Here is a 14,358-nt window from a genome sequence, read left to right on the forward strand (position 1 = left end):
ACTCAGAGAAGGCATTCGGCTTTAGGGAATTTAACCATAAAAGAGTATCAAAATTTAATGTCTAATCTATCTAAAAATGTAGCATAAAGAGTATATAAATTTTGTCTCAAAAATAGTTGCAAGTTCACATGGAGCATTGCAGATGATCCCGCACAGACTGTTTACATCAGCAAAATGGGAGTCCGCTATTATAACGTGCACCGCATAAGACACAGTTTTGATCTGAATATGGATTATGAATTCAATTCCAAAAACAAGATCTATGCTTCTGCCATGTACAATTTCAGAACCGATAAGGAAAACAGGTTTGCCTTGGGTTATAAAATAAAGCCGGTTTATAATGACGATGAAACTGAAATTACAGGCTGGAAAGGCAGTATTACAAGGCAGAATAAAGGCGGAGATGCAGATAATGACAACACACGTCTGGAAAGACAGAAGGTACAGAATTATGCTTTAAGAGGAGAACATCTTTTGGGCTCGAAGATTGATCTTGACTGGTCCATGAACTATGCAACGGCCAGTGAAAAGAAACCTCATGAACGTTATATAGAGTTTGAGAACGGAAAGATGAATTTCTCTTCAGACCTCAGCGATCCGGAAAGACCGATGATCACTCCCCTTTCTGCTGACAATTTAGGCGTTTATGAGTTAAGTGACCTTTCAGATTCCAACAATTTTACACAGGAAAAAGAATTTGGGGCAAAGGTCAATGTCCGTTTTCCGTTTTCTGTGGTCGAAAACCAGAAAGGCAGACTTCGTGCAGGTTTACGTCTACGTTTAAAGGAAAAAGAACGGAACAATGATTATTATGCATTTGAGCCTTTGAATGATATGGGAAGCCTGTTATCTGTTCCTACTGTTCATTTTGACGGTCACAACTTCCAGCCTGGAAACTACGTTCCGGGAACATTCGTAAATCCGTCATACATCGGTGGCCTGGATCTTTTTAATTCTAATTTATTTACAGGTGAAATGAAGCCTGAAGAATTCCTTTCCAGCAATTATACCGCAAAAGAAAATATCTATGCCGGATACATCAGATGGGACCAGGATTTCAGCGACAAATTCTCAATGATTGCAGGAGCCCGTATTGAAACCACAAAAATTGATTATACCGGAAATTATGTACTGGATGAGGAAGATCTGGCAGGAAAGATCAACCGTACGAACACCTATACCAATGTGCTTCCGAATGTATCCTTCAAATATGTCCCTGTCAAGGATCTTATATTGCGTGCAGCATTTACAACAGCTTTGGCCCGTCCGAATTATTATTCACTGGTTCCCTATCTTAACGTTATTTCAGGGGATGAGACCATTGCGGCAGGAAATCCGGATTTAAAGGCAACGTATGCTTATAATTTTGATTTTATGGCAGAGAAATATTTTAAATCTGTGGGTATTCTTTCGGGAGGTATTTTTTATAAGAACCTTAAGGATTTTATTTATACCTATTCGAGAAGAAATTATACATCGGGTGATTTTTCGAATGATTTTGCAGGACAGTCCAATCCTATTCCTGCCGGAGAAAATAACTGGAGCTTTACACAGCAGCGTAATGGTGACAATGTAGATATTTATGGTTTTGAAGTAGCTCTTCAGCGCCAGCTCGACTTTATTCCGGGAGCATTCTGGAAAGGTCTTGGAGTATATGTCAATTATACGTATACCAAATCCAAAGCAAAAGGAATCACAAATGAAGATGGTGTAGAAAGAACAGATGTAGGTCTTCCGGGAGCTGCTCCGCATATGTTCAACGGATCTCTTTCGTGGGAAAACAAACGTTTCTCGGCAAGGGTTTCTATGAATTATGCATCTGATTATATCGATGAACTGGGTGGGAAATCATTTGAAGACCGTTATTATGACAAGCAGGTTTTCCTTGATGCCAATGCATCGTATAAAATTACAAGCCAGCTCAGAGTTTTTGCCGAAGCCAATAATCTGACGAATCAACCGTTACGGTATTATCAGGGTATCCAAAGCAGAACTGCACAGGTGGAATACTATAAACCGAGATTCACTTTAGGATTGAAATTTGATTTTTAAACGTATGAAAAAGTTACCATTTATTATAGCGATATCAGTTTTACCTTTTGTGGTGAGCTGCAGCACGCAAAATTTAGGAAAAAATATAAACCCTTCCGTGATTACAGAAACGGTAGTTCATGATACGGATGATCCTGCCATCTGGATCAATCCTGCGGATGCTTCCAAAAGTATTATTATCGGCACAGATAAGGATACTGACGGAGGACTGTATGCCTTTGGCCTGAATGGAAAAATCGTCAATAAAGTTTTAGGATTAAAACGGCCGAACAATGTAGATATGGAATACGGCTTTATGCTGAATGGAAAGAAAACAGATATTGCTGCTGTTACGGAAAGGGAAACCAATACGGTAAAGCTTTACAGCCTTCCTGACTTGAAGGAAGTAGGTAGATTTACAGTATTTGATGGCGAAACGGAGCGCGACCCGATGGGAATTTCTATGTACCGAAATCCTGCATCAGGAGAAATACATGCTGTTGTGGGAAGAAAATCCGGACCGGCCGATGGCTACCTGTGGCAGTATAAGCTTTCTGAGAAAGAAGGAAAAATAACAGGTGAAGTTATCCGGAAGTTCGGAAAATACAGTGGTCTGAAAGAGATTGAAAGTATCGCTGTAGATGATGAAATGGGCTACATCTATTATTCTGACGAGCAGTTTGGGGTACATCAGTATTATGCAGATCCGGACAAAGGAAATGAGGAACTTCTGGTGTTTGGAAAAGGTGATTTTAAGTCCGATGTGGAAGGAATCTCTATCTATCCTACTTCAGAAAAAACAGGATATATTCTGGTCTCCAACCAGCAGAAAGATACTTTTAACGTGTATCTGCGAGAAGATCCCACCAAAGGAAGGATTGCCGAGATTCCTGTTTCCACCAGTGAAAGTGACGGTTCAGAAGTTACGAATGTAAATTTGGGACCGGATTTTCCAAAGGGAGTATTTGTCGCTATGAGCAATGGAAGGGTTTTTCATTTCTATGACTGGAGAATGATTGAGGAGAGGATAAAAGCTCAGGTGAACGCGGCAAAAACAGGAAATTAAAAATGTGATGTTTTTGAATCATTAAGGAGTAATAAATACCCGGCTAAGTCTCAGAGTAGCCTTGTCAAGGTTCGAACCTTGACAAGGCTTATTCTTAGACAACTATTAAATAATTGAGGATTGTCCTATTGATTTTAATATGCCGGATACTTTATAAAAATCGTATCCTAAAACTTCTCTTTCTTTTCTTAAAATTTTCTGCAGAAACTCCCAATCTTCCACTAAACTCCCCATAGTTAAATCTTGTGGCTCTTGATATGCATTATACAATTTATCATCAGGAATACTCCAGTATAAATCCTTTTCTAATGAAAACTTATCCGTTGGGAAGTTATCCAGTTGATCAATTAACATGAAAAGAATCTTTTTTAAATCTTCTTTTTGAATTTCTATATTGTTTTTCATTTAATCTGTTTTTAAATCTCCTTTCTGTTATATCCATAGTAATAAGCCGATTTTCCAGTTGACTTATCATAACTCTCATATTTTAGAAACTTTTTTTCTGGAATTTCTGCATTTCCAATTAGACTTAAAATCGTCTAAAACGTTTGTTTTCTACATGGCTATTTACATTAATTCATCACCGATACGTCCCAAAAACCCTGTCCCAGACCGAAGTATAAAAACCAAAATTTTTATTCTCAACCAGATGATGTTGGTTATGAAATCTCGTTGTTCCTACAAAAAAACGGTCAAACGACGCCGGAAAGAACTCCCGGTTCAGGTGGCCTATCGTTCCCCAGATAAGATTGATGATTAAATAAAGACTGATGGATTGAATAGAAAAATCATAGCCCATCAACAGGGCTAAGATCATGAATCCAAAACCAATGGTTTCAAAAGGATGCAGTACGAAAAGACTCAGAAAATTGGTGCTTACATGTTCATGATGCCTTGCGTGTAATTTTTTGTATATAAAAGGCTGATGGGCTGCATAATGAAAAAAGTACATCAAAAGATCCATCAGAAGAATCAAGGTAATGGTTTCAAGAAAAACTGAAACCCCAGAAGGATCCTGATTGAGGCTGATCCAGTTGATTTTCCATAAAAAAGCTCCTAAAAGCATAACGAAGCTATTGCAGATAACCGTGAGCAAGCAGAGATAAAAATCCGATCCGGAGACAGGATGATTCCCCTTCTGAAGCTGCTGTTTAGGGCATGTCTTTTCAATAAACTGAAAAAGTCCTATTGAGAACAAACACAGAAATACATTAGATAAAATACTGAATATGATCCACTGCAGCCATGAAAACTGCCAGAATATCTTTAAATAACCGGAAAAATCAAGCCAATTAAGAACCATATATCATCACCTGTAAACTAAGTTCATAAATGTATGAATTTCCTCTTTAAATATCAAGCCTTCACAAATCCAGGAATACAAGGCGTTATGACAATCTGCTTCATCAAAATCTGCGTGATTTATTTTATGACCATTCTGATCTCTCGCAGATTTTGCAGATGAAGCCGTTATTTTGTTTCGCAAAATGAATGGGAAGCAACAAGATTATTTCTGTCTCTGCTTTCTTTTCAATTCCCGGACCCGTAAGGTCAGTTGTTTTCGCAGATCATTGTGATACTGTCTGTAATTTTTTATGCTTCTTTCCAGTTGTTTCTTTTGAGCCAGATAATCCTCATATAATTCACTTAATTCCGAGACCTTTGAAATCATCTCAGAAGGCTGAATATCCGGATCTCCGGCTGCTTTTTTCAGCAGACCACGGTAATATTCCATACGGTCTGTAATGCTGCTGTGAAATTTTGGTTCTATTCCCTGCATGGCTGTTGGTTTATGTATTAAAATTTAAAAATGGTCACTTTCCGATGGCTGCAGAAGGCGTATCACTCTGAAATAAAATCTTAACACTTTGGTCCAAAGCATTCTTGCCTGCTGATTTTGAATAAATAGTGTTCAGGGCGGATGAAATCAAGGTTTCTTCCGGATCTCCCAGGGGAAGCAAGGGCAGCGAAGCATATTCACCGGCTGCAATCTGTGGAGGAATCCCATTGCTGTAAGCTCCTTCCCCATTTGCATTGAACACTTTATAAATCACCGGATGAAGCTGCCACGATATTTTTTTGGGGTTTCTTTTGTCTTCCACCATAAATCCGGCCATATCTTTCCCCAATGTCACACCTCCCACCTGAATGACCTGCATATAAGGTTTAAGGTTATTGATCACAATCTCCGAAGCAGATGCCGTACTGGTTGAGGTAAGAATATAAACTTTACCCAGTCCCAGAGCATTCGCACGCAGAGTATTAAAGTCAAGGGCATTAGCATCATAGCTGATCTGCTGGGCAAATGTCCGTTTCACTTCACCTCCGTTTTTATTCCCTTTATAGATAATAAATGGAGAGGACGAGGAAATGCCGGAAGGGATCAGTGAGCAAAGTGCCGCTGCTGAAGCCACAGATCCTCCATAATTGTACCGGATATCAATGATAAGATCCTGTATTCCGGCTGCTTTGAATGCGGCGAACTTCTGATTCAGAACAGAAGTCATTCCGTCCGGAAAATCATAAATGTAAAGATATCCTGTCTTTTTTCCGTTTTTTTCAAATATTTTAGATTCCAGAGGCTGTTCAAAGGAATACCCGTAATAGAAGGTGATGTTCTTTTCATGTACAACAGTATCATTTTCCCACCTTCCAACTGTTAATTCTATGACCGTCTGATCTTTAATTGATGACGTCAGTTCTTCCGCATTGGACGCGGTAATCGTTTTACCATTGATCTTCGTGATGATCATCCCCCTTTCCAGGCCGGAATTGAATGCCGGAGAGTTTTTCATAACAAGCTTTACGGTGGTTACAACACTGCCATTAGCGAGCTTTATAACAGTATAATCAAAGCCATACATATTCCGGACAGAACGCGGATAGGAAGAAGGGTCTTTACTGTCTACAGCAAATGAAAACCTGTCCTGTGAGGATAAAAGGCTCTTAAAAAAATCCTTCACCGGTAGATGGTAATCCGGTTTGGCGGGCATCTGGTCTGCCCAGTAATAGTATCTTTTCATGCTGTCCTGCACCCATTGGTTTACAGACTCCCTGCTTCCTTCCGGGAAACGCGGAAGGCCCTCATCATCATTACGGTTACATGATAAGATAAAGATAGAGACTGCCGAGAGCAGCAATAGAAAATTAAAATATTTCTTCATACAATTGCCCATCATTACAGATAATCTACCACATCAATCTCTCCTTTAACAGTGAAGGCTCCATTTTCCATTTTTTCCTGAAGAATGATAAGATTGGCTCCCATATCCTGTTTTATTTTTACTTTAATGATTTCAGTTCCGGTATACGGCACAGAGCTGTCCGGTTTATACAGTTCAAGATAGACAGGAGCTATATTGCTGAAAAAATTATAGATCTTTACCTCAGTAAAATTTTTCTTTCCGATATCGGCAAATTCTGCAAGCACGGTTCCGTTTTCCCTTTTCAGAACCCCTTTTACATTGGAAAGTGAACTCCCTGAGTATTCACCCAGATTGGGGAAAATAAATTCAAAGCCTACTTTTCCAAGATTGATCTGCGGCTTAACAGCGGATGCCTGAAGAAAAATACCCGGAAGATTGAAAAAATTCAGGGTTTTATAATCACTGACATTGTCGTAAGTGATATTGTAACGGGCAATTTCGGCCCCTGTTTCATTATTGTAGATTCCAAGCTTATTTGTTTCTCCTTCATCCAGAACGAAATCAAGTCTGGTCTCAATTTTATTGGTATAAGAAGTGTTTCCGTCAATAGATACGGGGGTCCCGTTCAGTCTCAGCTGGATGACATCCGGCTTGGAATACCCTTTGATAGTCACCTCAGCGGGTTTCTGTGATTTATCAAACGGCTGCATCACGCTGCCATCCGAACAGGAAACAAGTAATGTAAAAAATACGAGTGCAATGAACTTATTCATTTATATTATTTTAAATTAAAAAATCTAACTCAGAAAATGTTGTCCCGCCCGGTGAGAGTACGGGACAACATAATAATTATAAAAAAAAACTAAGTTGGATATGTTTATGATCAAACGGTTTTTGCGGGGAAGCTTTAAACCTGTTTGATCTATTAAGTTTTCATGGTTAATTCCTGCAGAATACTCTGAAGGCTGGGTGGATAAACGGTGATTATTTTTTTATAAACTTCAGTTTCTCCGTTGTTTTCCCGTCAGAAACTTCAGCAATGTACATTCCGGACTGCAATGATGCTACATTAACAGATCTGCTGTATTGAGCTGAAAGTACTTTCTGTCCGGCCACATTATAAATAGAAACCGCCGTCATATTTTCTTTAAAACTTGGATTTAATTGTAGCTGAAGGAATTCCTTTACCGGATTTTCTTCGATTTTCGTTAAATTTTCTTTCTTCTTTACATCTTTTGTGTCCAGGAATGTGGAAGCATAAATCGCCATTTCATCGATATTGATATTCTGGAGATTATTACCGCTTGGCTTTCTGTTAGACCATATTCCGATATAGATCTTTTTACCCGCAAAGGCTGAAATATCAACAATACTTTCGTTAAACTGAGTTAAATCATTAGGAAAAGGGTTAGCCACAGTTCCTGCAATGATGCTGTAAGGGCTTGGCATATCATTCCCGTCTACGTCGACTGTCATAGCCTGAAAATCGGCCAATTCCGGAACCGGTTTCTGAGGGGTGCTCACATAAATAAAAAGATCACGCCCTACATTGAAATGGGTTGTTCTCTGTCTTCCGATATAAGCCGCCAGGCTGATTGTTCCTGATGCGCCCTGCAGATCAATCGGCGGCGAAATAATCCAGTCGTTTTCAGTAGCGAAACCTGCAACATTTCCGGTTGGAACCAGACTTACTGAATATCGGAGAACTCCTGCAGTACCATAAGTAAGGGCATTGGTCCCGTTAAAATAAATATTCTGTCCCTGAACCCATCCGTTTCCATTATTGTTCAGATCATGAGCAGTCCATCCCTGAAGATCAGCAGGGGTATCAAAAGAATTGCTCCATACCAGAGACTGCGCAGCAGCCGCCTGTGAAAGCAATACAACAGATAATAAAAATAATTTTTTCATAATACAGATTATTAGAGATTAAAAAAATAAAAGCAGGGAAAGACATGGGAAGCTTCCCCTGCATTTAAAATTATTCTACAATAGAGAAGTTATATTTCGTCCAAGTTCCCTGGAAGTCTCCACAGTTTCTAGGAGCCACGTTCCATGGTCCTACGTTGAAGAATGGCTGAGTCATTCCCCAAGCTGAAGCTGTACTTCCTACCAGTAGGTTGGCAGCAGGGATTCCTGCAGTTCCTGCACCTGTAACAGAAGTTGTAAATCCGTGTACTTTGATGGTGTTTAAAGTAGAAGCTGAAGACAGTTCAGAACCTGTTCCCTCTACTTTGATTCCTGTAGGATAACCTGTTACTACAGCGTTATTCAACGTTAATTTTCCTGCTCTTCTGATGTGGATACCATTTTCATATAATGGTCCTGAAGGTGTTGATGAAGAATATAACACGTTAGTACGAGATCCTACGATAGTAAGGTTGTTGATCACAGGATTTGTAATAAGCGGTGTAGCTGTACCCGTTGAGTTGTTATCCAGCTCAATACCGTTGGTATCGGAAACACCACCACTAATACTGTGTGTAGAGTTGTTGTCTGCTAAAGCAAGGGCACAAGTAATTGTTCCTGTATATCCGTTGTCGAAATCAAAGTTATCATCATCCGGAGCAAAAGAAACAAGATTAGATGCATTCACAGTACCTCCGAAGAATTCGAAAGAGTCATCTTTCCCGTAAGATACCTGTATGTGGTCTAAAGTAGTCCCGTTTCCTACAGCTCCCAAAGTAAGACCGTTGATCTCATTTCCTGAGTTTGGAGCTAAAAGATCGAATCCGGCAAATTCAATACGAACATACTTTAAAATTCCAGCATTGTGAGCTGCATTGGTACCTCCGTAATAGAAATCAGAACCGTTTAATCCTTCGATAGTTTTAGTATCAGGTGTATTTGCAGGTGCATCTCCTAAAACAATCACACCACCAAAGTCACCAGGAGCAGCCGTTGTATTTTCGTCTCCATCTAACAGTTTATAACTTGTAAAAATAATCGGCTGTGTCGCTGTACCGGTAGCATCTATTTTACCAGCTTTAGAAATCACAAGAACACCAGTAGGGGTATTCGTAGTGTTTGGTTTTGCTTTGATGAAAGTTCCTGGCTGGATTGTTAATTTAGCACCATTCTTTACGGTAACGATACCGTTAAGTTCTACCACACCGCTCCATGTAGTGTTGGTAGTGATGTCACCACTTACGGTTGTTACCGGAAGTGAAGAAGCTGTAATATATTCAGCAGAAGCAGACTGCATTTCGAATGGTGTAGAAGAATCCGCTAAATGATCATTTTGACACGCAGTAAGAGATAATGCTGCAACAGCAATTAAAGTTAGTTTTTTCATTGTTATAATTTTTAATAGATCCAGTAATGTTATTTTAATAACCGGAAATTTTAATATTTAGGAATATCCGCCTCTATATTCCTGCGATTTGGTTTATTTCACCCTGCATTTCAGGAGGAGCTGTCCTGCCGGGGTTTCCTGCTTATCCGCTGTTGTCCGGAAAAAAACAACAGCGTCCGGTTTTTATCTGATCCGGTACTGCTGTGCGCATCATCAGTATTGATCCGGCTCGTGCCCAGGATTCCGAAACCTGTACATTGCATCAATGAGCTCTTTTATTCTGTTTTTTTAATGTCTTTAAAAAGTATAATTCACGCTTAAACCGAATATCCTTCCGCTATAAGCCCGGAATGTAATCTTGTCGATATCTTTGTCATATTTATCAGTGGCTCCCGGCAGAAGCTTCCAGGCCTCCCTGTCTGTAGATATGTTGCTTCCTCCTGATCCATTGGGTACTGAATAGGAATTGAAATTGTTATAAAACTCTTTAACTCTGTTGAAAAGGTTTCTGACGTTAAATTTCACTTCCAGATTCCTGTCCCTCAGGAATTTATAAGAAATCTGGGCATCTGCTACAGCATAAGGACGCTGTATTTCTTCTCCGTTATAATCATATCCTACCGTGATGTACTGATCACCTTTGGCATTGTATAAAAAGCTGGCCCCTAAACGGCCTCCATCATAGGTCATTCCTAAATTGTAGGCATAAGGAGTCTGCCCGTACAGCGGTCTTTCCACTTCATAGGTTTCTCCATTGTCTCCTGTTTTATACTGATCTTTGAAAGCGATTATCTTTGTCGTATTATAGGTGAAATTTCCGCTTACAAAAAGTTTTTCCAGAAAAGATTCTTCAGCAATAAACCCCAGATTTTTCCGGACTTCCACTTCTACTCCTTTCAGTTTTGCATTTTTAGAATTTCCGTTGTACAGGAAGAGGTTTCCTTCGTTCGAAAGACGTCCTTCACGCTCAATAGGCCTGTCGATGTCCTTGTAATAAAGTGCGGCAGAGAATATTTCTCCCAGGCCGGGAAACCATTCAAACTTGAAATCATAGTTATTGACTACCGATGAGGTCATTTCCGTATTATAAATCAGACCGTTGGCTACCGGATCAAAATAAGGCAGCCCTGTTCTCTCATTAAACTGAGGACGGATTACCGTTTTATTGTAGGCAAGTCTTACATTAATTTTATTGGTCGGGCTGTACGTAAAATTCACGGAAGGCATCCACTGCCACGGTTTATCATCTATCGGCTCTTTTGTAACCGTTTGATTATCCGAAAGATCTAATTGCTGAGAAATAAGGTCGTATTTAAAATATTCTGCACGAACTCCCCAAACCAACCTGAATCTATTCTTCCAGCGGTTGTCAAACATAACATAAAAGGCATTCTGGGTTACTTTCCCTTCGTATTTGTTATCCTTGTACAGAGGTCTGGTCTGCCAGCCTATTCCCCCGGGAACATATTTGGAACCATCAAACCACTGGGACAAAGAACCATACATCGTTAAAAGGCCTTTTACATTATTCGGAACATCTCTGTTTTCATCCACTCTTAAAAAAAATTTCTCCTGCTGATTGGTATTATTCTTTATAACACCGGCATAGCCTGCTTTAATGTCATTTTTAAAATTTCCTTTATCTACATTCCATTTAAGGGAAGCTCCGTAATTATAATCTGTTTCTTTATTGCCAATATATCCTCTGTAAAAGTTTGATGCTGAATTATATATATTATGATAGGTAAGAATTTCACCTCCAATGAAATCATATTGACTCAGGTACTGTGTATAATCTTTGGTATCAGATTTCACTCCTGTTCTTGCAGCAAACCAGTTGATTTCTGCATTTCCAACTTTGTGGTTTCCCTCAAGCTTGTTCTGTAAAAGTGTCTGATAGATAGGATAATTAGTATTGTCGGTATAGGGCTTATCCAGATCCTTGATCTGTGCGGGATTATTATTGGGAATAATGCCGTTATAGAAATAATTATAGGATGCTTCAGCATTGGCGGCCATTCCGCTTCCTCCTGTATATTCGTTCCAGCCGGTTATTCTTGTCAGCGTATTATCATAAATATGAGTGTAGGAATTACGGAAGGAAATTCTGTTTTTTCCCAGCTGCAATCCAAAATTCAGCATTCCTGCCAATGTTGAGTTATAATTGTATGAAGCTCCTTTATTTTTGAAATTGTAAAATACTATCGGGCTTGTTCCATTCTCCTGCCAGTTAGGATCGTATGGTGCTGTGGTGTCCAGCCAGTTTCCTCTTCCTGTATGATCGATATCTAACTTATTCTGCTCATTTCTTACCGTAAATGCTCCGGCAAAGCCCCATTTATTATTATTTTTAAGTGCAAATGATCTTCCTAATGCTACCTGTACATTGGAACCCATATCCCCTGTGGTACTGAATGTGGAAAAATTATCATTTTTGAATTTTTTGGACTGTTCAAAAAACAAAGGATTGTTCCAGTCTGTTGCTTCAAGACCTTTGGGGAAATCTCTCGTGCCGTCATCATATCCGAAATAATCGTATTTTCCACGTTTACGGGTCAGAAATTCCTTAAATGCTGACTGGTCATTATAGGAAGTTCCCATGCTTACCGTCGTAAAGTTTTCGTTGGGAATATCTTTGGTTCTTACCTCCACATAACCTCCTGCAAAGCTGGCATTCATATCCGGTGTTGCCGTTTTACTTACTACAATGCTTTCCACCATGGCGGTAGGAATAATATCAAATGAGAAGTTCTGGTTGTAAGCCTCTGTACTGGGAAGATTGATTCCGTCCATAGCCGCTGTATTCCAACGTTCTCCCATAGACCGGACCACTACATATTTGTTATCTATGGTCGTTATTCCTGTCACTCTTTTAAGGGTTCCTCCTACGTCGCTGTCAGGAGTTTTGGCGATCTGCTCGGCAGAGATCCCGTCACTCATCTGGGCCGCTTTTTTCTGTTGGGCGAGAAGTCCGGCCTGGGTATCTGCTTTTCTGGTTCCGGTAATCACCACTTCCCTGATATCCGTTATTTTATCGGGAGCCTGCTTCATGGCAAATGAGACCGTATTGGTTTCATTAGTGTTCACTGAAAGTTTTTCTACGCGCAGCGGGCTGTATTTTGAAGCTTTTACGGTTAAAGTATATATTCCGGAAGGAAGATCTACCATGAAATCTCCGTTATTATCTGTAAGTACGGTCTTTTTAGCAACCGTCACTTCAGCTCCGGCTACAGGATTTCCTACTTCATCCACAATCTTTCCGGTGATTCTTCCGTCTCCCGCTACCGAAATACCGGTTCCTTCATATTTTATTGAAATAAGATCTCCACGAAGGCGGAATGCCACCGGAAGCCCGTTTGTAATATCTTTAAGACAGTTATTGACAGAAGTATTTTCACATTTTACGCCTTTTACCTTCAGCTCTTTAATATCCATTTTAGAATAGGCCAGCCTCATTCCCGTTTTTCCGGCAAAATCTTCCAGAACCTCAATAAGAGGTCTGCTTGCAGGCACTGAAAATGATACTTTCTGAACCAGTTCCTGAGCTTCAGCTGCTACGGTAAAGAATACTGCCGCAACGGTAAGACCGCATTTCAATCTTTTCATATGTTCAATTTCTCTTTTAATAATTTATTTTTCTTTTAGTGTTAATTCTATTTATGCTATTTCTTCAGAGTGTATACATCATCTTCTTTGTGTACCTCAAGTCCCAATATAAAGGCCAGCGCTTCCATGTTTTCATCAGCTGAACCTCCTGTGAAATCTGCCGTTATCCTCTTTTCTGCAGTTTCCCTGGGATACAGGATCCTGATCTTATAATTATTCTGCATCACATCTGCCACTTGTTTAAAGGAAACATCATTGAAGCTTAATGACAGCAGCTCTGTTTTCAGGTTTCCAGGTTTCTTATCTTTCATCATCGAAATCACGGCTGCGGTATGGGCTATCCCGAAATTCGTCCATTTCTGATTAGGCTTCAGGTAAGAAATGGGGACTCCGGCATAGGAAACAGCAACTTTTCCTTCGTAAAGCTGTACGGATTTATCTTTTCCAGACTGTGAAATTCTAAAAACAGTTCCCAGGACTTTGGTACTGAAACCGTCCGCATGTACAATAAATGGATGGGTTTTTGATTTGGCCACAGAAAAAATGGCATCTCCTTTCAGATTCACAATCCTCGTGGAAGCAGGAAATGACTTATCGACTGTAAGTTCTGCACCTTTTAGCAGAGTTACAACTGAACCGTCTGCCAGGTAAACTTTACGGTTTTCCGGGCCCGAAGTATAGGTATCGGGTTTAAAAAAAGCAGTATAAAGGATTCCTCCTAAAGACAGCAGAAGTATAATTGCTGCCGCTGCTGTGTAAGCATATTTTTTCAGTGAATGAACAGGGGCTTCTTTCGCAGGCTTCATAAAATACAGTTCCAGTGCAGATAAAACCCTTTCTTTGGATTCCTTCATATGGATTCTGTCCAGGTCTTTTTCTGCGCGGGTTTCCCACTGGTTTAAAATTTCATTTTCTTTTCCGGAAATTTCCCCTTCGGAAACTTCTCTTTGCCAGAGCTTAAAAACGAAAGCTGCAGTATTCTTATTTTTTTGGCTTTTCATAAAATATTTCATGTATTCACAGATACTTCTATCTATAAGACTGTGAAAATGAAAAACTTCCCCAGGCGGTTCTTAATATTGTATTCATATTAAAACCAACTTGTTAACATTTTTAACCTATTTTGCTGTTTTCTCAACATTTGATTCACATTCCAGGGATATGTTTCAGAAATAATTAATCTTAGAATCCCCAAAGTTCATAAAAAGTTAATT

The 14,358-nt window shown here is 39.6% G+C and carries 10 protein-coding genes and 1 pseudogene; 2 read left to right on the forward strand and 9 right to left on the reverse strand.

Features of this window, described 5'->3' with window-relative positions; all coding sequences use genetic code 11:
• Positions 1–129: 129 nt before the first annotated feature.
• Both J4Q03_RS04300 and J4Q03_RS04305 read left to right on the forward strand, forming a co-directional pair.
• Positions 130–2,052 (forward strand): annotated as a pseudogene (locus J4Q03_RS04300) (TonB-dependent receptor); the annotation flags it as partial.
• Between the two features lie 4 nt (positions 2,053–2,056).
• The gene (locus J4Q03_RS04305; protein WP_426046973.1) at positions 2,057–3,097 is read left to right on the forward strand and encodes a phytase; all 1,041 of its coding nucleotides are present in this window, start codon (positions 2,057–2,059) and stop codon (positions 3,095–3,097) included.
• Between the two features lie 105 nt (positions 3,098–3,202).
• Here J4Q03_RS04305 and J4Q03_RS04310 read toward each other — a convergent pair whose 3' ends face one another.
• The 9 genes from J4Q03_RS04310 to J4Q03_RS04350 form a co-directional block, all read right to left on the reverse strand.
• A complete protein-coding gene (locus J4Q03_RS04310; protein ID WP_426046974.1) occupies positions 3,203–3,502 on the reverse strand; it encodes a hypothetical protein in 300 nt (99 codons plus the stop codon).
• Positions 3,503–3,677: 175 nt separating this feature from the next.
• Positions 3,678–4,400 (reverse strand): sterol desaturase family protein, encoded by a 723-nt coding sequence (locus J4Q03_RS04315; protein WP_426046975.1) that lies wholly within the window; start codon positions 4,398–4,400, stop codon positions 3,678–3,680.
• A 204-nt stretch (positions 4,401–4,604) separates the two neighbouring features.
• Positions 4,605–4,877 carry a hypothetical protein gene (locus J4Q03_RS04320; protein WP_426046976.1) on the reverse strand — a complete coding sequence of 91 codons (273 nt, stop codon included), beginning with the start codon at positions 4,875–4,877 and terminating at the stop codon, positions 4,605–4,607.
• Between the two features lie 34 nt (positions 4,878–4,911).
• Positions 4,912–6,261 carry a S41 family peptidase gene (locus tag J4Q03_RS04325; RefSeq protein WP_426046977.1) on the reverse strand — a complete coding sequence of 450 codons (1,350 nt, stop codon included), beginning with the start codon at positions 6,259–6,261 and terminating at the stop codon, positions 4,912–4,914.
• 14 nt (positions 6,262–6,275) lie between these two features.
• Positions 6,276–7,016, reverse strand: coding sequence for a hypothetical protein (locus tag J4Q03_RS04330; protein ID WP_426046978.1), 741 nt, complete (start codon positions 7,014–7,016; stop codon positions 6,276–6,278).
• Positions 7,017–7,227: 211 nt separating this feature from the next.
• Entirely contained in the window at positions 7,228–8,154 is a 927-nt protein-coding gene (locus J4Q03_RS04335; RefSeq protein WP_426046979.1) for a T9SS type A sorting domain-containing protein, read from the reverse strand.
• A gap of 70 nt (positions 8,155–8,224) precedes the next feature.
• Positions 8,225–9,538, reverse strand: coding sequence for a hypothetical protein (locus J4Q03_RS04340; protein WP_426046980.1), 1,314 nt, complete (start codon positions 9,536–9,538; stop codon positions 8,225–8,227).
• 297 nt (positions 9,539–9,835) lie between these two features.
• Positions 9,836–13,144, reverse strand: a complete 3,309-nt coding sequence (locus J4Q03_RS04345) for a TonB-dependent receptor domain-containing protein (protein WP_426046981.1) — start codon at positions 13,142–13,144, stop codon at positions 9,836–9,838.
• A gap of 56 nt (positions 13,145–13,200) precedes the next feature.
• Positions 13,201–14,145, reverse strand: a complete 945-nt coding sequence (locus tag J4Q03_RS04350) for a FecR family protein (RefSeq protein WP_426046982.1) — start codon at positions 14,143–14,145, stop codon at positions 13,201–13,203.
• Between the last annotated feature and the right edge of the window lie 213 nt (positions 14,146–14,358).

Origin of the sequence: Chryseobacterium sp. NFX27, assembly GCF_049887855.1 — a bacterium.
Taxonomy (GTDB): Bacteria; Bacteroidota; Bacteroidia; order Flavobacteriales; family Weeksellaceae; genus Chryseobacterium.

Coding starts and splice junctions, on each gene's coding strand:
- J4Q03_RS04340 (WP_426046980.1), bottom strand. CDS start 9,538: ATGAAAAAACTAACTTTAATTGCTGTTGCAGCATTATCTCTTACTGCG.
- J4Q03_RS04305 (WP_426046973.1), top strand. CDS start 2,057: ATGAAAAAGTTACCATTTATTATAGCGATATCAGTTTTACCTTTTGTG.
- J4Q03_RS04350 (WP_426046982.1), bottom strand. CDS start 14,145: ATGAAAAGCCAAAAAAATAAGAATACTGCAGCTTTCGTTTTTAAGCTC.
- J4Q03_RS04320 (WP_426046976.1), bottom strand. CDS start 4,877: ATGCAGGGAATAGAACCAAAATTTCACAGCAGCATTACAGACCGTATG.
- J4Q03_RS04330 (WP_426046978.1), bottom strand. CDS start 7,016: ATGAATAAGTTCATTGCACTCGTATTTTTTACATTACTTGTTTCCTGT.
- J4Q03_RS04345 (WP_426046981.1), bottom strand. CDS start 13,144: ATGAAAAGATTGAAATGCGGTCTTACCGTTGCGGCAGTATTCTTTACC.
- J4Q03_RS04315 (WP_426046975.1), bottom strand. CDS start 4,400: ATGGTTCTTAATTGGCTTGATTTTTCCGGTTATTTAAAGATATTCTGG.
- J4Q03_RS04325 (WP_426046977.1), bottom strand. CDS start 6,261: ATGAAGAAATATTTTAATTTTCTATTGCTGCTCTCGGCAGTCTCTATC.
- J4Q03_RS04310 (WP_426046974.1), bottom strand. CDS start 3,502: ATGAAAAACAATATAGAAATTCAAAAAGAAGATTTAAAAAAGATTCTT.
- J4Q03_RS04335 (WP_426046979.1), bottom strand. CDS start 8,154: ATGAAAAAATTATTTTTATTATCTGTTGTATTGCTTTCACAGGCGGCT.